Annotated in this window: 19 protein-coding genes; 12 read left to right on the top strand and 7 right to left on the bottom strand. The window is 54.3% G+C overall.

What is annotated here, in order from left to right:
- Positions 1-82 precede the first annotated feature (82 nt).
- The 3 genes from hslU to HUU59_09115 all read right to left on the bottom strand — a co-directional run bounded on the left by hslU (position 83) and on the right by HUU59_09115 (position 3,865).
- On the bottom strand, positions 83-1,462 hold the full coding sequence (gene hslU / locus HUU59_09125; protein ID NUO19594.1) for an ATP-dependent protease ATPase subunit HslU: 1,380 nt from the start codon (positions 1,460-1,462) through the stop codon (positions 83-85).
- A gap of 74 nt (positions 1,463-1,536) precedes the next feature.
- Entirely contained in the window at positions 1,537-2,082 is a 546-nt protein-coding gene (gene hslV, locus HUU59_09120; protein ID NUO19593.1) for an ATP-dependent protease subunit HslV, read from the bottom strand.
- A 10-nt stretch (positions 2,083-2,092) separates the two neighbouring features.
- On the bottom strand, positions 2,093-3,865 hold the full coding sequence (locus HUU59_09115; protein NUO19592.1) for a DNA primase: 1,773 nt from the start codon (positions 3,863-3,865) through the stop codon (positions 2,093-2,095).
- Between the two features lie 73 nt (positions 3,866-3,938).
- On the opposite strand from HUU59_09115, the gene HUU59_09110 reads away from it, so the two are divergent.
- Entirely contained in the window at positions 3,939-4,145 is a 207-nt protein-coding gene (locus HUU59_09110) for a hypothetical protein (GenBank protein NUO19591.1), read from the top strand.
- 111 nt (positions 4,146-4,256) lie between these two features.
- Here the strand turns inward: HUU59_09110 and HUU59_09105 are convergent, their stop codons facing one another.
- The gene (locus HUU59_09105) at positions 4,257-4,796 is read right to left on the bottom strand and encodes a LemA family protein (GenBank protein ID NUO19590.1); all 540 of its coding nucleotides are present in this window, start codon (positions 4,794-4,796) and stop codon (positions 4,257-4,259) included.
- Positions 4,797-4,841: 45 nt separating this feature from the next.
- Complete coding sequence (locus tag HUU59_09100) at positions 4,842-5,585, bottom strand: TPM domain-containing protein (protein ID NUO19589.1); 744 nt, start codon at positions 5,583-5,585, stop codon at positions 4,842-4,844.
- Between the two features lie 171 nt (positions 5,586-5,756).
- On the opposite strand from HUU59_09100, the gene HUU59_09095 reads away from it, so the two are divergent.
- The 7 genes from HUU59_09095 (at position 5,757) to HUU59_09065 (ending at position 13,577) form a co-directional block, all read left to right on the top strand.
- Positions 5,757-6,461 (top strand): HAD-IA family hydrolase, encoded by a 705-nt coding sequence (locus HUU59_09095; protein ID NUO19588.1) that lies wholly within the window; start codon positions 5,757-5,759, stop codon positions 6,459-6,461.
- A gap of 47 nt (positions 6,462-6,508) precedes the next feature.
- A complete protein-coding gene (locus HUU59_09090) occupies positions 6,509-8,062 on the top strand; it encodes a right-handed parallel beta-helix repeat-containing protein (GenBank protein ID NUO19587.1) in 1,554 nt (517 codons plus the stop codon).
- Between the two features lie 40 nt (positions 8,063-8,102).
- Positions 8,103-9,659: a right-handed parallel beta-helix repeat-containing protein gene (locus tag HUU59_09085; GenBank protein ID NUO19586.1), complete on the top strand. Its 1,557-nt coding sequence runs from the start codon at positions 8,103-8,105 to the stop codon at positions 9,657-9,659.
- Positions 9,656-10,060, top strand: coding sequence for a holo-ACP synthase (gene acpS, locus HUU59_09080; GenBank protein NUO19585.1), 405 nt, complete (start codon positions 9,656-9,658; stop codon positions 10,058-10,060). The genes HUU59_09085 and acpS overlap by 4 nt, the downstream gene beginning before the upstream one ends.
- Positions 10,061-10,129: 69 nt before the next feature.
- Positions 10,130-12,247, top strand: a complete 2,118-nt coding sequence (locus tag HUU59_09075; GenBank protein ID NUO19584.1) for a T9SS type A sorting domain-containing protein — start codon at positions 10,130-10,132, stop codon at positions 12,245-12,247.
- Positions 12,248-12,264: 17 nt separating this feature from the next.
- Complete coding sequence (locus tag HUU59_09070) at positions 12,265-13,164, top strand: CPBP family intramembrane metalloprotease (protein NUO19583.1); 900 nt, start codon at positions 12,265-12,267, stop codon at positions 13,162-13,164.
- On the top strand, positions 13,161-13,577 hold the full coding sequence (locus HUU59_09065) for a DUF393 domain-containing protein (protein NUO19582.1): 417 nt from the start codon (positions 13,161-13,163) through the stop codon (positions 13,575-13,577). The genes HUU59_09070 and HUU59_09065 overlap by 4 nt, the downstream gene beginning before the upstream one ends.
- 265 nt (positions 13,578-13,842) lie before the next feature.
- Here HUU59_09065 and HUU59_09060 read toward each other — a convergent pair whose 3' ends face one another.
- Positions 13,843-15,711, bottom strand: coding sequence for a T9SS type A sorting domain-containing protein (locus HUU59_09060; GenBank protein NUO19581.1), 1,869 nt, complete (start codon positions 15,709-15,711; stop codon positions 13,843-13,845).
- Between the two features lie 336 nt (positions 15,712-16,047).
- Positions 16,048-16,674: a hypothetical protein gene (locus HUU59_09055; GenBank protein ID NUO19580.1), complete on the bottom strand. Its 627-nt coding sequence runs from the start codon at positions 16,672-16,674 to the stop codon at positions 16,048-16,050.
- Positions 16,675-16,835: 161 nt separating this feature from the next.
- Between HUU59_09055 and HUU59_09050 the strand changes: the two genes are divergently transcribed.
- From HUU59_09050 to HUU59_09035, 4 genes are all read left to right on the top strand, one after another.
- Positions 16,836-18,377 carry an NAD(P)H-hydrate dehydratase gene (locus tag HUU59_09050; GenBank protein NUO19579.1) on the top strand — a complete coding sequence of 514 codons (1,542 nt, stop codon included), beginning with the start codon at positions 16,836-16,838 and terminating at the stop codon, positions 18,375-18,377.
- Between the two features lie 9 nt (positions 18,378-18,386).
- Positions 18,387-18,800, top strand: coding sequence for a VanZ family protein (vanZ, locus tag HUU59_09045; GenBank protein NUO19578.1), 414 nt, complete (start codon positions 18,387-18,389; stop codon positions 18,798-18,800).
- A 114-nt stretch (positions 18,801-18,914) separates the two neighbouring features.
- Positions 18,915-19,280, top strand: a complete 366-nt coding sequence (locus HUU59_09040; GenBank protein ID NUO19577.1) for a single-stranded DNA-binding protein — start codon at positions 18,915-18,917, stop codon at positions 19,278-19,280.
- 401 nt (positions 19,281-19,681) lie between these two features.
- Positions 19,682-20,557 carry a hypothetical protein gene (locus HUU59_09035; GenBank protein NUO19576.1) on the top strand — a complete coding sequence of 292 codons (876 nt, stop codon included), beginning with the start codon at positions 19,682-19,684 and terminating at the stop codon, positions 20,555-20,557.
- The last annotated feature ends 187 nt before the right edge of the window (positions 20,558-20,744 follow it).

Genomic DNA, 20,744 nt, shown 5'->3' with positions numbered 1-20,744 from the left:
GATAACCGTGCCTCTTTCGGATTTTTCCCACTGTCTTAAGGAGACATAGGGCAACAAAAACATGCGTCCACTCAAAATCCAATCAAAGTATGAATCTCGACAGGTCTTCATCTTCGACGATATTTTTCAATCGGGACTCGACAAAACCTTTCGAAATTTTCACGTCCTTCTTGGTCATCTCGGCTGCATCGAACAAGATGTCTTCCAAAAGTGTCGTCAGAATCGTGTGCAGCCGCCGCGCTCCAATGTCTTCCGTGCGCTCATTTACATCCTTCGCCGTTCGTGCCAGTTCGCGTAGTGCATCCCGCGTAAACTCGAGTTTCACACCTTCCGTGGCTAACAGTGCCTGATACTGCTTAATGAGTGCGTTCCTGGGCTCGGTCAAAATTCTGTAAAACTCCTCCTCGCCAAGCCTATCCATCTCCACTCGTATCGGGAATCTCCCCTGCAGTTCCGGAATCAAATCCGAGGGCTTCGCATTGGAAAATGCTCCCGCGGCGATAAACAGAATATGATCCGTCTTCACCGGCCCGTATTTGGTTGTGACAGTAGTCCCTTCCACGACGGGAAGTATATCCCGCTGCACACCGGATCGCGATACATCCGGACCGCCTTCGCCGTCCGATGTCGAAACAATCTTGTCAATCTCGTCAAAGAATACGATGCCGAGCGCTTCGGTTCTGCGGATTGCTTCGCGCACCACTCTGTCCATGTCAATTTCACGGTCAAACTCATCTTCGAACAGCAGCTCGCGCGCTTCCGGCAGCGATGCCTGAACCATTTTGCGCCGCGTCGCGCCTTCCCCCATTGCCTCCGGCAGATTGAAGCCCATCTCTTCGATTCCTTGAGCCGAGAAAATCTGCATCAGCGGCATCGAGGACTCGTTCACTTCAACTTCTACTACTTCGTCGTCAAGCTTCCCCGCTCGCAGCTCGTCCCGCAGCTCCAACCGTCTCTTCTTCCATGCGTCCTGTCGTTCGGCCTTAACTTCATCGCCAATTTCTTCGCCTTCTTCAAACGCCGGCGGCTGAAGCAAATCAAGCAGGCGCTCTTCAATCAGCGCATCGAGCTTGGCATGTGCGACTTCCATATTTTCCGAGCGCACCTTCGCCACCGCAAGGTCGGTTAAGTCACGGACCATCGACTCAACATCTCGACCGACGTATCCGACTTCTGTGTATTTTGAAGCTTCCACCTTGATAAACGGCGCTCCCGCCAGATTCGCGAGTCGCCGCGCCAGCTCCGTTTTGCCAACACCTGTCGGACCGATCAGAATGATGTTGTTCGGATAAATTTCATCGCGCAGTTCGCCTTCGACCTGCTGCCGTCTCCAGCGGTTGCGCAAGGCAATTGCTACCGCCTTCTTTGCGGCGTCTTGCCCGATGATGTAGTAGTCCAGCTCCCTCACGATTTCCCGTGGCGAAAGCTGAGGGACCTGCAGTTGTGTATTTAATGCTGTCATGTCGTGCTTAACCCCGGCATCCCCGGGGAAAAAAGGAGATCAATCGTTAGGGCTGTGAATCGGTTCGTGGAATGTCAGGCCTTGTCCGTCAGTTCCTCAACCGTCAAATTGGAGTTTGTAAAGATACAAATCTCCGCCGCAATCGCAAGCGCTGCTCTGACGATTTCCGGGGCGGTCATTTCTGTGTGCTGATAGAGTGCGCGGCCGGCGGACATTGCATACGAGCCGCCTGAACCGAGTGCGATGATATTGTCATCCGGTTCGATCACTTCGCCCAACCCTGAAATCAGATACATTTTCTGCTTATCCATCACCACCATGTCCGCTTCCAACCGCCGCAGATTTCGGTCCATGCGCCATTCTTTCGCCATATCCAGCGCGCTCATCGTCAAGTTGCCGTTGTGCTGCTTCAACTTGCCTTCAAAGATATCCAATAGAGCCAATGCGTCGGCGGCGGCCCCTGCGTAGCCCACTAGAACCTGCTCTTCGAAAATCTTGCGCACCTTCTTGCCTTTGCTCTTGATAATCGTATCGTCGAGAGTGAGTTGTCCGTCGCCGCCGATGGCGCACATCCCGTTGCGGCGAACCGCGAGAATTGTTGTACCGTGGTAATTGCTCATAGTTCTTGTTTCATTCGGAAGCTTGACTTCGCAGAGCCTTCTCCTTTGCAATGAGTTCCATTAACTTGCGTGACAGCTCCATGTTGTCCGGCTCTTTACGAATTTGCAACTTGATAGCTTCGATTTCGCTGCGCACGTCTTCAACCTGTATTGCCCGCAGGCAGTCAATCGCGGTCTTGCGGTCTATGTCGGCACGCTTGTCTTCATCGGATTCCTCGGCGTCGGTTGCCGCGATGAAGTCCCGCTCGGGGGATTCAGGAAAAACACTCAGCAAATGAGTCGTGTCGGGATAACGATGACCTGCATGACTCTCGTGAAGATACAGCAGAATCTTCTTCAGCCTCTCGTCCCGGATTTGATCCGGCGACCAATGTCGAAAAACTTCATCGCGAATCTCAGGAGTCCTCATCAATGCCCGCGTCAGAAGCGACTCTACTCCCTTCGGTGGCCATGCCGGCAAGCGCGGCGCTGTGCTGCGCTGCGGCTGCGGGCGTTTCAACTGCGAAAGCTCCGACAGCAACGCGTTCATGGATAAACCTGTCTTCTGCGCTATCTGCTGCACAAAAACTTCGCGCTCAATGACGGAGGGAATCAGACTCGCGCTAATCACCAACTCGCGCGCCAGTTGCGCAATCGGCACCTTGTTTGACTTGCCGCGGTCGATGTGAAACTCAACGATATTCCGTGCCTGTTCCAGAAGCTCCCACACCGCATCTGCCCCATGCGAGCGCACGAATGAATCAGGATCATCGCCACCCGGGATTTCAATGATTCTCGGTTGTGCACCGCATGACAGCAAGACGTCCGCCGCCCGCCGTGCTGCACTGAGCCCCGCTTCATCGCCATCATAGAGAATAAAGACATTCGAAGCAAACCGCAAGAGCAGCCTCGCCTGTTGTTCGGTCAGAGCCGTCCCCAAACTGGCACAAACGCAACGAATTCCCGCCGCCGCTAATGATATCGCATCAGTGTAACCCTCGACAAGAATAACCCTGTCCTCTCTGCGAATCTCATTGCGCGACTCCCATAGGCCGAACAATTCACGGCCCTTGATATAAACAGCGGTTTCCGGAGAGTTAATGTACTTTGCCGCCGGTTCGCCGGGCTCCGGTTCGCTCAGTCTTCGTCCGCCAAAAGCAATCACACGGCCCGCCAAGTTCCGGATCGGAAACATCACCCTGTCCCGAAATGCGTCATAGGGACGTCCCTGCTGCTGCCCGGTCTTCAGCAAGCCTGCTTTCACAAAGACTTCCGTTGACACACCGCTGCCCTGCGCGCGATTCGCCAGCCCGTCCCAACCATCCGGTGCATATCCAATCATGTATGCCCTGATGATCTCATCCGTGAAACCACGCGACAACAAGTAACTCATCGCCCGTTTTGCCCCTTCGCCGTTCTGATTCAACAGATTCGTATGAAAGTAATCCCGGGCGATTTGATTGGCCTCGACGATGAGCTCGCTATCGGTGGGGCCATCGCCCTCCTTCCGGGAGTAGGCCGGTAACTCAATATGCGCGCGTTCGGCCAGCATCTTAACTGATTCAATGAACGAGACCCGTTCAATCTCCATGATGAACCCGAACACATTCCCTCCCCGCCCGCAACCGAAGCAACGAAACATCCCACGGCCCTGATGCACCGAAAAACTGGGCGTGTTTTCCTCGTGAAACGGGCACAGTCCGAAGTGGTTCTGGCCCCGTCGCTTTAGAGCAACGTACTCGCTCACAACCCCAACAATATCGTTGGCTAAACGAATCTCTTCGAGCTTGTCTTCCGGAATCACTTTGAAAATACTTGACTTAACCCCGTGGCATCTTTGTTGCCCTTCCCGGAGTTAAAGGGGTGGAGGGATCTTAATGAGGAATTTAATGAAATACGATGAACGTCGCCCGCATTGGCTTGTTTTTGCTGAAGCGGCACCAGAACATGACGATTGGTATCGTCTGATGGTCGAAAACCCCTGCAATGGCGAGATCTCAACGATCTCTACCAAAATCATTGATTTAGAGGCACCGACCCGCACTGAAGAGGTGGCACCGTCACCTCCGCCCCCGGCTCCGTGACCGCGCACCGTGCGCATGACTTGCGTACGGCAATATAACTCGATTCAGACAAAAAAACCGCGCCTGACACAGTCGCGGTTTTTTTCTAGCTCAAGCCGGTATTGGGGTCCGCTAGGCTCCGGGAATAACCGGCTTGGGCGGAACAGTAAACAGCAGTGCGATGAGCTTGCCCGTGAAGGAGTCAAGCACCGCGTTATAATCCCTCACAGCCGAGTTGTAACCGGTCCGCGCGGCCACTTCAGCAATCTCGCTCTTCAGATAGCCGGTTTCCCACTCCACAAAGGCGCTTGAACTTCTTAGCTGAGGATATCTGACGGCCAGCCCGCGCAACTGATTGAACGTGCTGTTATGCAGCATGTGCATCGCAATTCTAGCGGCAACATCATTGCCTTCCGGAGCATCCTCCAGAATTCTTTCGGCGGACTCTTGAAACTCAAAAGCCTGCTGGTCATAGGCGGAGGTCATTTCCGTCAACTCATCGAGCATGGCCCGCCGCGGTGCAAGCGCCGCTTCCCATTCGGCAAACCGCAGTTTGGCCGTTCGATTTAACTCAGCCAGATCCGAGTAACTCTGATAAACGGAGAAGGCCAGCGCAAAGCCGGCCAACAAGACCAACACGAATACGGACGCCGCAACGCGGAGGAATTTCATAGAATTCTATCTTGCCCTATGCTGTACCTGCCCAATCAGAATCGCTCAGATTCTGCCTCTGAACTTAGTAAATCTCCCGCTCCAGCGCCGCCGAAACGCCTTGTCGAAGACAACGGTCGCCCGGGCCATTTTCGTCTCCAGCCGCGCCATTCCAACCATGAAGGCAAGCAGCGGGATAAACAGAAGGATGTCCGGCAGCTTGGATTTTTGTCCTCCGTCCGGCCGGTATACCGCCGGTTGAAGTTTCAAGAATCCTGGCACGGAGTACAATGCCACCTGCTGTTCCAGACCGATTGCCACAGAAATTTCAGTAACGGCGAGCAAATAGGCTTCGCCCCGATCACCTTGGGCGAGGTTCGGCAGCATCACCTGTTTCTGTACCCTCTGGCTGACTTCTTCAGTAAGCAGATTAGGGATATTCTCGCCCAGTTCGATCCGCAGCCGTTTCTCGGCCAGAGCATCCAGAATAAGAATCGTGTTTCGAGCCGCAGTCTCAGATTCCGACCACGCTGCCAAAAGAGCCTTAGCGACGAAATCGAGATTCTGTCCGCCCAAGTCCGGGACGGTCAGCACCCGGATACGCACGCCCGTCTTGCGCTCGAGCTCCGCTCCTATTTGCGCAAGCTTCCTCTCGTACTCCGGTTCAATCACCCGTCCGTAGTCTGAGACATACCCGATCGGATCGGGAATGGACACGGTGGTTTCCTCGCTGGACACCGCAACCGACGTCGCAATGGCAAGACAGGCAACCTGCAACACCCGTTGCAATATACCAATAGTGGGATTCATTGTCAACGCGCCTTTCCCGAGAAAACAATAACATAGCTTGGTTAAACAGCACTTCGTACGGGAATATTACAAAAAGGGTGACATCCTGCGCGGTTGCTGCAAATGCTTGCATAATAGCAAGAATGTCAATAGATTGTAATTTGCCTAACCCCTTAAAAGCCTACTTTGCCAATGATTCGCGGGATCCTCTTCGACCTCGATAATACCCTGCTGGACTTCATGCGCATGAAGCGGGCATCCATCGAGGCCGCGGTCACCGCCATGATCGACTCCGGCATGCCGATGCAGCCTGACGAGGCCGTCAAACTCATCTACGAGATTTACGACAAGGTGGGCATTGAGAATCAGGAGATCTTTGATATATTTCTGCAAAAGCACTACCGGGTCGTCGATTTCAAATGGCTTGCGGCAGGCATTGTCGCCTATCGTCGGGCGCGCAATAATTACTTGGTCACTTACCCGCACGTCCGCTCAACCTTGGCAGAGCTGCTGCGACGGGGTTTGCGGCTGGCCGTCATTTCCGATGCTCCCAGACTTGGGGCGTGGCTGCGGCTCGCTCAGCTGGATTTACATCACATGTTTGACCCGGTTGTGACCTTTGATGATACCGGCCATCGCAAGCCATCACCGGTGCCCTTTGAGCGCGCTCTGGCCATCATGGGATTGTCCCCCAGGGAAGTCATCATGGTCGGAGACTGGCCTGAACGGGACATGGTCGGAGCCAAGCAGCTTGGCATCGTAACTGTATTCGCCCGTTACGGCGATACAAAAAACACAGTCGAGAGTGGAGCGGATTACGACATCGACGACATCAGTCAGCTCCTGCAAGTCCTGAATTTGATGGAAATTGACGAAGACCAAACCTCATTGTTCTGACGCAGTCAGGTGTGCAAAACTTTGCGCACCGTCCAAAGGAGGGTCGGATGAAATCAGGAAGTTGGATTCTGTTTTGTCTGCTCTTTGCAAGAGCAATTGTCGCTCAGACCTTTGTTGCTGGAAATGTGAACGGAGAATGGACTGCAGCGGGTAATCCCTACATCGCGACAGGTTCACTCTTTCTTGCCGCGCAAGACACGCTGCTGATTCGTCCCGGCGTACAGGTTCACTTCACAGGCGGCGACCAGTTTAACATCACAGGTCACTTGGAATGCGCGGGCGAAACACACAGCCCTGTGCTATTCACGCAGGATACAAGTTTAGTCGGCGACAGATGGCGCGGTCTCCGCTTCATGAATACGTCAGGAGACACGTCTGTCATGCGCCACGTTGTCATCGAGAATGCGGTAAGCTACAGCGGTGCTCTGAGCGTGTTGGAGCAGCCTGTTGATTTTTCTCATATCACCATTCGCAATTGTGATGGAGTCGGCCTGAAGCTGGAGCGAACGACGGCCGAACTCACGGACATCCTGCTCGTCAATAACGGGCATATGAGTGCTTGCGGCGGCGGCGCGCATCTCTACTTGTCGGACATAGTTTTTCGCCGCTCTGTTTTTGACGGCAATTCCGGTATGGACGGCGGCGGCATTTGCGCGTTCTATTCCACGTTGTCGTTGGACAGTTGTCTGATTCGCGGGAACCGCGCGTCCATTTGGGCAGGCGGCATCTTTGCAGACAGCTCTCGTGTGACCCTGACACATTGTGTCGTGGACAGCAACAAAGCTACGAGTGGCGGAGGCGGAATGATTGTCGGCAACTCGGGAGTACGATTTGAGCGTACCATTGTCCGCGACAATCGTGCCGTGTATAGTGATGGCCGCACTGGGACCTATGGCGGCTTTGTGATGAATGCACCCGGTCCACAGCAGATTTCAAATTGCTTGTTTATTGGGAATTGGGGGGCGACGGGCGGAGCGTTGCGGGTAGCGGGAAACACGTGGATGTTCAATACGGGGTTTCTGGACAACTTGTACCCGTCCATTGTCGGCGATGTTGATACGATACGCCACTGTGTCTTCAGCAATCCCAATTTTAGATTAGAGGTTGTCGGTCCGTCGGGATTTGGCCGAATGAGCGCCGTGAACATCAACGGCGATTCAACGGACGCCTTCGGTAATCTCTCCATTCCGGCCAATTTTGACGCGTTGGGTCCGCACGGGCAATTCAGTTTGCACCATACGTCGCACTGGATAGACGCGGGCGACCCGAATCTGGGACTCGACCCTGACAGCACGCTGCCCGACATCGGTCCGCATGCGTTTTATCGCTTGGACCCTGTGCGCGATGTTACCATTGAACTTGTGGACGGAACAGACGATATCCGTTTGCGCTGGATTGGCCATGAAGAGGCCGCGGAGTACTGGATATTCCACTCACTCGCTAGTGAGTTTAATTGGAACTCCGCAAGCTTCGTGGGCTCCACTCCAGCCGACGAGTTTGTTGTTCTTGGCGCGCTTAGCGCACCGTTTCAGCAATTCACGTACGTGGTCATTGCTTCGCAAGTCTCCGCCGCTTCGGCACAGCTGACGTTGCAGCGATAGTTCGACCCATCCTCGGGATAACTCCAAAATGGAGGGTGAAATGAAGTCGCACTTTGTGACCATTTTGTCTCTGGTCATTGTCTTTCAGGCCGATGCGGACACGACCTATGTCTCCGGCGCTGTGAGCGGGGTCTGGACGATCATGGGGAATCCGTACATCGCGACCGGCAGTCTCGTTGTGCAAACGGGGCAGGAGTTGCAAATCGAGCCGGGTGTTCGCGTCGAATTGCACGGAGGTCAGCGCCTGACCGTTTACGGGCGGCTGCATTGCGAGGGCACAGCCGCCGACCCGGTTCTTTTCACTCAGGATACGGTGACCTATCCCACTCGCTGGCAGGGATTGGCATTCGCGAATTCCACAGGGGATTCATCAGTTCTGCGAAATACGATCGTCGAATTCGCCTCTTCGTGGGACGGCGTCATACGGGTAATGGGCGGCCTGCACGAAATCCGGGATTTGAATTTTCGTTACAACACCGGGTTCGGTGTTAATGTGCTGACTCAATCATTGCGCATCGAGAATAGTACGTTTTTTGAAAACGGCAGGGAAGGGGGTTGCGGCGCGGCGGTTCGTGCCAACAGCAGTCAAATTGAAATATCCGGTTGCACCGTAAAGTACAGCCGGGCGCTCGACGGCGGAGCGCTTTGTTTCTATGATTGTGAAGTCACGGTGGATTCAACTGAGTTCTACGGAAACAAGGGAACGATTTGGGGCGGCGTGGTCTATGCCGACAATTCGAACTTCCGTTTTGAAAGTTGTGTATTCGACAGCAACCTCTCGTTGTCAGGCGGAGTAGCGCATCTGGTGGACGGCGGCAAAGTCGAGTTTAATCGCTGTGTGTTTTCCCGCAATGAATCCCGCCACGACGGCTATACAGGAAATTACGGCGCAGTCTTTGCTCCAACTGGAGACACGCTGCGGTTCACGAATTGTCTGTTCTATCGAAACTGGGGAGGGAATTACTCCACGGTGTATTCGGATGCGAATATGACGATTCACCAGTGTGTTTTTGTCGAGAACGCAATTCACGGTTTCATGGCCGGACCGGATATAGATACACTGCGCTTCACGGCTTTTCATACCAGACCGACGAACCTGCAGGGAGCGCCGCCGAACTTCGGAGTTCTTCAGAACCTGAATGAGAATGGCGATTCGATTGACGTGTACGGCAACCTGTTCACGTCGCCCGGATTTGACCCGCTCGGCCCGTACGGCGAATTCAGTCTCCACCATACCTCGCATTTGATAAATGCCGGCTCAGCCAATAGTCCGCAGGACCCTGACGGCACGCTGCCTGACCTCGGACCGTATCCGTTCTTCCACCTGGCGCCCATTGACGACTTAAACATTGTGCACATCACAGGGACACAGAACATCAGGTTGCGCTGGACGGAAGTGCCTGACGCTGTGGAGTATTGGGTGTTCAGAACAACGTCCGGCGAGTTTGATTGGAGCACCGCTCAGTTTGTCGGCGCGAATGCTTTTCCGGAGTATGTGCATGAAGGAGCACTGGCCGAACCGTTCGGTCAGACCACGTACGTCGTGATCGCGTCACAAGTTTCCGCGCAATTGGCATCGCCGTTACCGACCAGATGACCGAAAAAACTCCGCCGACACCGATTCTGCCTTCATTGGGAATAGACCTCGTGGAAGTTGAACGGATAGCCAAACATCTCGACGACAGGGCATTTCTCGAAAGAATATTTACCGAGAGCGAACTTGCAGAATGTCTGAAGCGCGCCAAAGCAGAAGAGTCATTGGCGGCTCGCTGGGCGACGAAGGAAGCAGTGGCAAAAGCGCTCGGCACAGGAATTGGCGAGCATCTGGCCTTTCGCGATGTCGAAGTGCTGACGGTTCCGGGCAAGGGCCCGCGTGTTCGCATTCACGGTCCGTACGCCGAATTTCCGATGCGAATTTCCGTATCATTGACACATACCAGAACCACGGCCGCGGCCGTAGTCATGATTTTTCCCGAAGACGACAGTTCAATAGATTAACCTCTAACTACTTTTTTGTACGACTTCCGGTGGTCCCGGCAGTCCCGCAGCCTTGAAAGGAGCAACAAGATGAAGCGTTGGTTTTTGTTTGCGCTGCTAATTGCGAGCATGTCAATTAGCTTTGCCAAGAGTGGCTCAGGTCCGGCCGATATTTGGCGCGGCACTCCACAGAGTCTCGACACGCAATGGGGTCCCGACCAGTTCGGTTACCTTGCGAAAGACCAGAACGAGCCGGACGGTCCCGACTTCGCCTGGATTGACATTACCACGAACGGAACCCGTGTGAACGGTTTGACGGATGACAATTTCGTCGGCCCGTTCCAGATTGGCTGGAACTTCCGTTTCTACTGGTACGACGTAAGTTCGTTCTCAGTCGGTTCGAACGGCTACATCAAGTTTTCGACGGCCGGCCAGCTTGCGCAGCCGATTCCGCAGTTTCCGAATGCCGCAGCACCGAATGACATCGTTGGACCGTTCGTGGCCGATTGGTTCTTCGGCACGGGTGAAGCGAGCGAGTGCTACTACTGGACGAATAGCGAGGATACGCTGATTGTGTCGTGGGTGAACGTAGCCGCGTGGCTCGAAACCGGCAACGACGGTAATCACAACTTCCAGTTGATTCTGTCCGGCGCGGACTCCTCCATCACGTTCCAATACGGACCGCAGACGGGCGCGATTTCCAACAACAACATCGCTGTTGGTATTGAGAATCTGACGGGACAGATTGGTATCTCGAACTTCTTTGGCACGTCGCCGACCAATGGCACGGCCATCAAGTTCTACTATCCCGATGAAATCACGTTCCAGGTGCATGACCTTGCGGTCGCTGGAACACAGAACCACCTTTCCCAAGGTATCTTCATTCAGAATGCAGACACCCTTGACGGTTTCTTGAGCGTACGCAACGCCGGCAACCAGGTGGAGACGGCCTACACGGCAAACTATGCAATCCGCCAGACGAACAACACGCTGATTACTCAGAGCAATATCACCGGCACGACGATTAACCCGAGTCAGGTGATCGATACGAATATTCCGGATGTTTGGGTGCCGAGCACGGACGGCGTGTTCCGTATCGTAGGAACCGTGACTCTGACCGGTGACATGAACGCGGCCAACAACTCGGTTCGTGCCGAAGCACACGTGGTGACTCTGCCGGGCGAGTTGGTTTATGACGACGGCACGCCGGACCGCGATTGGAGCTGGGCCGGTGGCGAAGGCGGAATGGGTATGGAATTTGAACCGCCGGTTTATCCGTGCGAAGTCATCAGCGCGCGCTGCTACGTGACGACGGTCGGCGCGTTTGAGATTCAGATTCTCGATGACAACGGTCCCAACGGTTCACCCGGCGACATCATCTGGGCGGCGGACGTGAACAATCCGACGGTCGGCTGGAACAGCGTGACGGTTGAAGCGGGCGAAGTCATCATCAATGACGGCAGCTTCTATGTGGCCTGGTACACGACGGCGGGAACGACCGCAGTGTTTGGCGTCGACACGACGTCTGCTCAGGGAATCTCGCGTCGTTCGTGGGAAGCCGCGGGCGGCTGGGCAGAGAACCGTCTGTTGAATGAAGCGGACGTGATGCTGCGCGCAACGGTTCGCATTCCGGGACAGGAAAATCATCCGCCGGTTATCACGGCTGCGGTTCCGTCGCCGGACACGCTGGACACAGTGATTTTCAACACGACCATCAATTTCTCGGTGTTGGCGGAAGACCCCGACGGTCAGACGCTGAACTATCAGTGGTTCCACAATGGCAACCCGGTCGGAACCAACAGCCCGACCTACAACCACCGCTTCATCACGCTGAACCAGAACACGGTGAAGTGCCGCGCCTGCGACTTCGAGTTTTGCGACTCGGTGACGTGGACTCCGCGGGTGATTATTCAAAGCGGACTAGGTGATGACCCGACGCTAGTTCCGACGGATTATGTGATCGAAGCTTTCCCGAATCCGTTCAACCCGCAGACGACGATTGACTTCGCACTGCCGCAGAATTCGGATGTGCGTGTGGTAATTCACAATCTGGCCGGCCAGGAGGTCGCGGTGCTGCACCAAGGTATGCTGACTGCCGGTGTCCACCGTGTGCAGTGGAATGCCGCGGAGATGGCCTCAGGTACTTATTTCGCGGTACTGAAGACTCCGACAGCGGAGCGGATAACAAAACTGCTGCTGTTGAAGTAACATAGGCTTATAGGCCTATGCTTCATCAGCCTAACGGCACTGGCACGAGCTTCCCTCGCCGACTTTGGTCTGTGAGCTGGAAGCTCGTGCTGTTTGTCGGTCTTTTCTTAGCTCTGTATATTCCGTTTGTACTGCCGTTCATTCTGTATCCTGAGACGGAGTACGAAACGATTGCCACGGCACGCGGCCGGATGGTCATTGAGCTTCTGGCAATGGTGACGCTCGTGCTTGCGGCGCTGGCGATGACACGCTATGCGGACAGGGTCTCCATGACACGGGTGGGATTCTCGCCCCGGCGAGTGGTCAAGGATTTCGCGCTTGGCACCGCAGCCGGGAGTCTCTGGCTTTTCGTGCTGATTGGCGTGCTGGCCGTGCTGGGTTTTGTCAAGGCGGGCGGAGGTCCTGGGCCGCTGAATAGAGAGCTTGGATGGGTGACGCTGGCAATGCTGTTCAATACCGTGCAGCAGGAGACGTTAATTCACGGCTACGTGCAGCAGATGGTGCGGGCGAACTTCGGTTCTCACGCCGGAGTGATTGTGTCCTCTGTGCTGTTCGTGTTGCTGCACTGGACGCTGCTTAAGTTGGACGCGCTGCTCCTGCTTGCCAATCTGTTTGTCATCGGTATGCTGTTGGGCTACGTGTTTCTCTACAGCCGTTCATTGTGGCTGCCGATTGGCGCGCACTTCGGGTGGAATTACGCGATGGGTCCGCTGCTGGGGCTTCCAGTGACGAGCATCGACTTGTGGGCATCAGACCTTGTGCAGATTGGCGGGCCGAAACTGTGGACGGGCGGAGCGCTTGGTGTTGAAGGCGGCATTGGCGCATCGGCGCTGTTGCTGCCTCCGGCAGTGTGGATGTACCTCGCGTGGCGGCGGAAAATGTTAAAGGAGCCTGAGCTTGAGAGTTCCTTTTCATGAGCATTGAGCAAATAACCGCGTTTTATGACGGCCGTTGTGGTTTGTGCCACAGGGCCGTTGTTTTTTTGCTGACGCGGGATCGCGGTGAGCGTCTCTACTTTGCTCCGATTCAGTCCGAGACCTACCGTACATTTGCGCAGTCCAGGGGAATCAGCCTGACACCTCGAAGTATCTTGGTTTATCATGAAACAGAACAGCGACTGCTGTCGGAAGCGGCGGCAGTGTTTTATCTGCTGCGCTACTGCGGCCGCTTTTGGCGGGGCGTCGTCGCAGCATGTGACATGCTGCCGATGAAGATATGGAACGAAGTTTACCGGATGATTGCGAAAGTGCGGCACCGGTTGTTTGCCGAGCCTAAGGGGCTGATACCCGAGTTACCACCGGAGCTAATGCGTAGGGTCCTGCGCGATTAATAGGTCGAAATTGTGCATACAATATAATACTGAAAATGCAACATGTCAAGAGAAAATTTCATTTTATTGAACTTAATAAACATTTGTTCAAATTGAAATTAGGGAAATAGTGGGCAAAAAAGAGAGGCATCAGGAATCATCGGAAAACGAGATGTGAGAAAATAGAAAGGGTAGGGCGGGGGCCGTTGAGAGAGAACACCTTGGAGAAAGAAGAGGTCGAGCTTGCTTTGCTCGACCTCTTGATTTGTGTGAACAAAACAAGAAGCTACTTGAGCAAAACCATTTTCTGTTGAGTGGACTTGTTCAAGGATTCGAGACGATAGAAATAAATACCGGTGGACAATTCCTTGGCATTCAGATTTACAGAATGCGAACCCGCGGAGTGCACGCCTGATGCAAGCACAGCAACTTCCTGTCCGGCGAGATTAAAGAGCCTCAACGAAATGTCCGCCGCATCGGGCAGAGAGAACTCAATCGTGGTCGAAGCATTGAATGGATTAGGATAATTCTGGGCGAGTGAAAATCGAACCGGTATGGCCGCACTCTGCGGAGTGGCCTCTAAAGTACCAAGCAGTTGAAGTGTGCCATCGAGATTGACAGCACTGAGAGAGTATTGGTAGGTCTGGCCATTCACAACGACCGGGTCACTCCATGAGTAACTGCCGCCTCCGACACTATTTGCCGCCTGCACATTGGCAATAGACCAACCGTCCCGCCGCAATTCGAAATGGCTGATATTGTATTCTGAACCCGTGCTCCAGTTCAGTTTGACCAAAGCGTCACCAGTTTGTGCCGTAAAGGAAAGAAGATTGACAGGAAGCGGCCCATCCACGATGCCGGAGCTGTCCCCAACGCTCCAATTTACAAAATCTGAACAGGAAGGATGAGACAGCCGAAATCCCGTCAAGCTGCCAACGATGAGCGGAGTTGCGGCGGTAAAGACAACCGAATCCACGTAGTTCGTGACCTGCCATCCAACTTGGGCAGCATCTCCGGTTACAGAGCCAATGGTTCCGTGACACACGTTGGTAAAGGTCAACCTTGACAACGAGCCGCTAATCCAATTCAAACAGTACGTCCAATCGGGTGGGCCTGACGAAACAACAGAGACGGAACCCAACTGAATCGGACTGTTGGCACTGAAACAGCGGACGGTGCTGTATTCTCCGACTGCCCAAGCATTATGTTCGCTCACCGCCGAGATGGCAAAATACCTTCTTGTACCAGCAGGCTGATTAATCCAAGACTGTCCGCCGTCATTCGTACGATAGATACCAGTGTAGCCGACAACCCAGACGTTGTTCGCATCAATCGCCGCCGCATCCATGAGAGCGCTGAGCGAGCTATGATTGGGTTGGGGTGTCCAAGTTTGGCCGCCGTCCGTCGTGTGGAGAATCAAGCTCGGCTGCAACCAATGGCCATAGTTCGGATGTCCGACCGCCCAGCCGTTATTCGCGTCGGCAAAGTCTCCACCCCAGATTTGTCCTGGAGTCAATATGCCGGGATAGGTCCAGTTCTGTCCGCCATCGGCAGTCTGAAAGACCGTATAGAATTCGCCGAAGGCCCAGCCTTGGTTGGGATTGAGGAACACGACTTTTCGCGGTCCAATAGTAGTGCCATCCAGCGGGTGCTCCTGTTGAGTCCAGGTCATTCCGCCATCTACCGTGTGCAGAATGGTCGCAAATTGTCCGACCGCCCAGGCTTCGGTGGGACTGACACATGTGATATCGAGCAGGGAATGGTCTGTTCCCGGGTCTTGAAGAACCCACGTGTTTCCGCCATCCGTGGTATGCAGTATGACACCAGACCATCCGCAGGCCCATCCGTTGTACAAGTCAGCGAACGTAATTCCAAACAAGAATGTATTTGCGTTGCTAACTTGTTCGTGCCAAGTGTTGCCGCCGTTTGACGTATGGAGAATGGTGCTGTGCACAATGTCCTGATTGTCCCAATATCCGCCGACCGCCCAGCCGTTGTTTCCGTCGAGAAAGAACACACCCAATACATCGCCCGGAGTCGGAATAGACTGAGCGACCCAGGATTGGGCAGTGACCTGATTAGAGGTAATGAACAGCGCACACAGCGAAATGCAAACCGCAGACATCAGACGTCTGACAGATGAGTAGAAGTTCATTGCTGTTTTCCTTCCTAATAGGTGACGCGGATACAGCCGCCCGGAGGCCGAGGTTGTCGCCGTGATGACATGTATTCGACAAATAAGTACAGTATTACGGGCTGAATACTCTCGATCCGCAATACTATTTGTATCAACCTGACCAAAAGTGCAATCAAAGTCAAGCAAGAAGTTTAAAATCAGAAATTGAGGTTTGACGACGACACTCTTTATCTATTGAAAATAGATTCATACTTTTTTGGTCAGATTCTGATTTGGAGGAGGGGCATCTTCAAAAAAACTCCCCTCGCGAAACGCGAGGGGAGCGAAGACAAGGCAAAGGCAAGACAGTGAGAGCTAATGCTGATGGGCGGAGTGCCCGTCATGAGACTGGGCAGATTTGGTTTGAGCAGTATGCTTTCGGCCAAGGTTTTGAACAGCTTCAACGAAATGAATGTAGTTCACGTAGGCCTCGACAAACTCCCGTCCGCTGTCAACAGAGTTGTCGGCAATTTGACGGGCGGCGGAAGCTTGTTCAAAGCGGGATATAGTTTCCGCTTCAATTTGCTTGCTTAACTCGCCGGCCAACGCCTTTCCGGTATTTGTCTCAAGGGCACGGTCGGCAACAAGAATACCTTCATCAACCGACCCGGCCTCCTTCAGTCCGGTATAGGGTTCGCCTTCACCGGCGCGATGCACTCGAACGAGAGTTTCAAAGAAGTAACGGTCGGCAAGAGATCGAGCTTCTCCTCCAAGTTCCCGCACGCGGAGTGTTTGCTCGAACACGTGAGTAACCTGCGATTCGTTTTCAGCGCTCACCCATTTCAGGGCGGGTGCCGGGTTGCCCGCCTCCAAGGCGCGTTTTGCATCGCTGATGACGGGTCCGTCCATGGAATCGCAATGTGCCCATGCCGGTTGAGCGAATAGCAGACAAAGAGCAGTGATTGTAAAGAGGAGAAGGGATAGGGAAGTAATAGTGCGCATGACTAGCTCCAGATGATTAAAAGACCTATTTATCCGTTTATAAGTAAAACGGGGGGATACAGAAGATTGTTCCGGACGAGCAAAGTAAGAAATAAACCTATTGAGAATGCCGGAGAGATTGTGTAAATTGGGGAACATCTGTTTAGCACCTGACTCCAACTATGTTACCACTCTTTACCTCTGAGCAAATGCGGGGTTTCGACCGCCGGGCCATCACGGAAATGGGAATCCCGGGCATCGTGCTCATGGAGAATGCCGCTCTTGCCGCACTTGACCTGATTGAAAAGGAACTCGGGGACGTGGACTTGCTGACCATTGGAGTTCTGTGCGGGCCGGGAAACAACGGCGGTGACGGGTTTGCACTGGCGAGGCAGCTGTTTTTGCGGGGGTGCGATGTTGAGATTTGGCTGATGGATGACCCGGTGAAGCTTAGCGGTGATGCCAAGATAAACTTTGAGGCGGCGGCGAAGCTGGACATACCGATGATTGAGCCGGAGACGGGGGAAGATCTCGAGTTTGAGGGGTATGATCTTGTCGTGGACGCGATGTTCGGAACGGGCTTGGAACGCAAGGTGACGGGATTGTTCGCTGAGGCGATTGAGCTGTTGAATCAAACCGAGCTTCCGGTGTTAGCCCTTGACCTGCCGAGCGGTGTGAATGCGGATACGGGAGCGGAGCTGGGAATCGCGCTCGATGCGACCTTTACTATCACGTTTCAATGCGGCAAACCGGGACTATATCTTGAGCCGGGCCGGAAGCATGCCGGCGAAGTGCACATCGTACCCATCTCGCTTCCGATATCAGCGGACGACGCGCTCAAAGCCACATATTTCCTTCCCGAGCATGACGACGCGGCAACACTGTTTCCGGAGCGGCCTGCCAATTCTCACAAGGGGAACTACGGCAAATTGCTGCTGATTGCGGGGTCCAAGGGGATGAGCGGCGCGGCGCGACTGGCAGCAGGAGCGGCCTTGCGCTGTGGAGCCGGATTGGTGATGGTGGCGACACCGGAGTGTGTTCGCTCCGAAGTCACGAGGCAGCCGGAACTGATGACGGTCGGACTGCCGGAAACCGCAGGCGGGTGTATCTCTTATGCGGCAAGAGAGAAGCTGGAGCCGCTGCTGAAATGGGCGGATGCAGTGGCCGTAGGACCGGGTCTGGGACAAGACGCGGAAACGGCGCATCTGTTAAATGATATTTTAGCATCAAACAAGCGGCTGGTCATTGACGCGGACGGATTGAATTTGATTGCCGCTCATCATTTGCAGGACAAGCTTCCGGTAAACGCCATCCTGACTCCGCATCCGGGCGAGCTTGAGCGGCTGTGTGGCACGAGTTTGCCGACTGTGCATGAGCGAATCGCGGCGGCGCGGGAGTTTGCACGGCAGCATCAGGTGGTCGTGCATGTGAAAGGTTCCTCGTCTGCAACAGTGACCACAGATGGCAAGGTCTATGTGAACACGACGGGTAATCCGGGGTTGGCAACGGGCGGCTCGGGAGACGTGCTGGCGGGAATAGTTGGGGCATTGTGTGCACAGGGAATTCCGGCAGGGGCGTGTGCGTGGGGCGGCGCGTATGTGCACGGGCTGGCGGCAGATATTGCGGCGGACGTGCTGGGCGAGGTGTCGCTGCTGCCGAGCGATGTGATAGCACATTTGCCGGCGGCGATTGATGAACTGGCAACGGAAACAGAAAACGAATAAGCTTCAACTGTGAACTCTTCTTCGCGCCGCTTCTGGGAAGCTTCGGCAGTGGTCTGGTCGGCGGTGGTACTTAGTCTGGCGATTACACCGATTCGAAATGTGGAGCTGATAACGGCGCCTGTTTCGGACAAGGTGCTGCACGCATTGGCATTCTTGATTGGCAGTATTGTGTGGGCGGGGGCGCTTGAGGATACTCCCGGACAGACGCGGCCATTGCTGACGGCGGCAGCAGTGTGTTTGGGGATGGGAGGACTGATTGAGGTTTTGCAGACGCAGACGTCGACGAGGAGTGCAGAGACGGGGGATTTGCTGGCGGATGCCGCAGGTATCGTGGTGGGAGGACTCTTTTGGCTGTTGATTTCGCGGAGGCGGGACAGGCAGACGGCCTCTCATAACAGCGTGGAAAGCACGGTGAGCTTGTAAACGCTGAATTTCAGAGAAGAGCGATTTGAGAATTCAAATAAATTGCAAACACAGTAGGAGTATATTTTGGTCAATCGAGTTACATTGATTGGACGCTTGGGCAAGGACCCGGAGATGAGGTACACTCCCAGCGGCATGGCGGTGGCGCGGTTCACGTTGGCAACGAATGAGAACCGCAAGGATCAGCAGGGGAATTGGCAGTCAGAAACGACGTGGCACACGATTGTCGTGTTTGGACAGGCTGCTGAGCGGGCGAGTGAGTCCTTCAAGAAGGGGAATCTGGCGTATGTTGAAGGCCGGATCTCGATGAGGAACTGGGAGGACAAGGAGGGTCAGAAACGCACGTCATTTGAAATTCTGGCCAATACAATTCGCAATCTTTCACCCAAGGAAGGTGGCGAAAGTATTGGAGAATCAAGCCATTCGCAACCGGAACCGACCCATTTTGGTTCAGGACCGGATGAGGACCTTCCGTTCTGACTACTTTTTAGACTTTTCTTGCGGGATGTTGAAAAACTCTTGACATCCGGTCGAGTTTTAGCTAATATCAGTTGTCTGCGGCGTAAGCCGTATTACAGTGTTTTTGGAGTCTCGCAAGGGGCTTAAGAAACAAGCAATTATCCGAGTGGATAGGAGCCGATTTTGAAGGGCTGACCCACTCGGGGATTTGAATGCTGTGCCTCCATTTTCCGGGAATGGCGGAAGAGGCATATAGTTCAGCAAGTATATTAAGTAGGGTAAGCCCTGCGATTATGCTGGACGAAAAGAGCCAAGTTTAAGTTTTTGTTTGAGTTTCGGGGTTAACAGCCTCGGGACTTGATGAGTGTGTAACGATAAGATGGGAATTGCATGTCGCAGTTCTCGAAGTTAAGGAGGAAAAGATGAAGAAAGTCATGCTTGTGATCGTGTGTATGCTGTTTGCGGCGACTGCTTTCGCCCAGCAGTCCGATCCGTCGAACGATGTCGGCTACGTGAAGCTGAATTCGACTGGTTCGGGTACTCCGGGCGTTCAAGCGGTTCTCCCGTTTGGTCTCCCGTTCAAGTTTTGGAACGTGGTCTCCAACGTGCCGCAATACGGTGTAGAGTCGACCCGTCCGTCGTCGATCATCGGTGCCCAGACTGCTCAGGGAACGGTGACTTCGGCCGACCGTATCGTCCGTCAAGACGGTGGCGCATTTGCGTATCGTTCGACGACAGGTACGTGGACAGGCTCGCTCGAGACTGGCGCATCCATGGTTCCCGGCCGTGCGTACTTCTATCAGAACAAGACCGGTGCGAATCGCACGTTGGTTTTGGCTGGTGATGTTGACAACGCCGGTGGCTACGGTACGCTCTCGGTCACTGGTGGCGTGTCAGTCGCTTCGACGCCGTTGTCATGGCGCGATTCGCGTAACATCGTAGTTGCAACCCAGGTTGGTCCGCAGTTGGTTGCTCAGGGCTTTACGGGTGGTACGGCACTTTCGTCCGACCAGATCGCGGCTCAAATCGGTGGTGCGATTGCCCGTGTGAACGCGGCAGGAACGACATGGTCAGGTACGTTGACCCAGATTGTCCCGGGACAAGCGTACTTTATCCAGAACCGCCCGCACCCGAACGGCGCTTGGACCTATGACTATGCAACTGGCGCAGCGGCCGCAATGAATTCCGGCATCCTGCTTCCGACTCCGGGCATCACGAAAGCTCCGGTGAGCAATGAGAATGTGAAGACGTCTTCGGTCAAGTCAGGCTCAGTGAAGACCACTGGCGCGACGAAGTAAGCGGTTGATGTAAGACGAACTGAGATTTAGTTTGAAATACTTTTGTCAAGGAGACTGTAAATGAAGATCAAAATGCTATTTGTCGCACTGGCGATGCTGGCGGTGGCTTCAGTGAGCCAAGCGCAGTTCAATGCGATTCTGTATACACTGACGCCGTTGACGGCGTCGTGTGACGGCGGCGAGTGTT

Source organism: bacterium (genome assembly GCA_013360195.1).
Taxonomy (GTDB): Bacteria; Electryoneota; RPQS01; order RPQS01; family RPQS01; genus JABWCQ01.
This window is presented reverse-complemented; position numbering and strand designations above follow the sequence as displayed.

What these genes read in the sequence shown, in the direction of transcription:
- hslU (NUO19594.1), bottom strand. Translation starts at nt 1,462, where the DNA reads ATGACAGCATTAAATACACAACTGCAGGTCCCTCAGCTTTCGCCACGG.
- hslV (NUO19593.1), bottom strand. Translation starts at nt 2,082, where the DNA reads ATGAGCAATTACCACGGTACAACAATTCTCGCGGTTCGCCGCAACGGG.
- HUU59_09110 (NUO19591.1), top strand. Translation starts at nt 3,939, where the DNA reads ATGAGGAATTTAATGAAATACGATGAACGTCGCCCGCATTGGCTTGTT.
- HUU59_09105 (NUO19590.1), bottom strand. Translation starts at nt 4,796, where the DNA reads ATGAAATTCCTCCGCGTTGCGGCGTCCGTATTCGTGTTGGTCTTGTTG.
- HUU59_09100 (NUO19589.1), bottom strand. Translation starts at nt 5,585, where the DNA reads ATGAATCCCACTATTGGTATATTGCAACGGGTGTTGCAGGTTGCCTGT.
- HUU59_09095 (NUO19588.1), top strand. Translation starts at nt 5,757, where the DNA reads ATGATTCGCGGGATCCTCTTCGACCTCGATAATACCCTGCTGGACTTC.
- HUU59_09090 (NUO19587.1), top strand. Translation starts at nt 6,509, where the DNA reads ATGAAATCAGGAAGTTGGATTCTGTTTTGTCTGCTCTTTGCAAGAGCA.
- HUU59_09085 (NUO19586.1), top strand. Translation starts at nt 8,103, where the DNA reads ATGAAGTCGCACTTTGTGACCATTTTGTCTCTGGTCATTGTCTTTCAG.
- acpS (NUO19585.1), top strand. Translation starts at nt 9,656, where the DNA reads ATGACCGAAAAAACTCCGCCGACACCGATTCTGCCTTCATTGGGAATA.
- HUU59_09075 (NUO19584.1), top strand. Translation starts at nt 10,130, where the DNA reads ATGAAGCGTTGGTTTTTGTTTGCGCTGCTAATTGCGAGCATGTCAATT.
- HUU59_09070 (NUO19583.1), top strand. Translation starts at nt 12,265, where the DNA reads ATGCTTCATCAGCCTAACGGCACTGGCACGAGCTTCCCTCGCCGACTT.
- HUU59_09065 (NUO19582.1), top strand. Translation starts at nt 13,161, where the DNA reads ATGAGCATTGAGCAAATAACCGCGTTTTATGACGGCCGTTGTGGTTTG.
- HUU59_09060 (NUO19581.1), bottom strand. Translation starts at nt 15,711, where the DNA reads ATGAACTTCTACTCATCTGTCAGACGTCTGATGTCTGCGGTTTGCATT.
- HUU59_09055 (NUO19580.1), bottom strand. Translation starts at nt 16,674, where the DNA reads ATGCGCACTATTACTTCCCTATCCCTTCTCCTCTTTACAATCACTGCT.
- HUU59_09050 (NUO19579.1), top strand. Translation starts at nt 16,836, where the DNA reads ATGTTACCACTCTTTACCTCTGAGCAAATGCGGGGTTTCGACCGCCGG.
- HUU59_09040 (NUO19577.1), top strand. Translation starts at nt 18,915, where the DNA reads ATGAGGTACACTCCCAGCGGCATGGCGGTGGCGCGGTTCACGTTGGCA.
- HUU59_09035 (NUO19576.1), top strand. Translation starts at nt 19,682, where the DNA reads ATGAAGAAAGTCATGCTTGTGATCGTGTGTATGCTGTTTGCGGCGACT.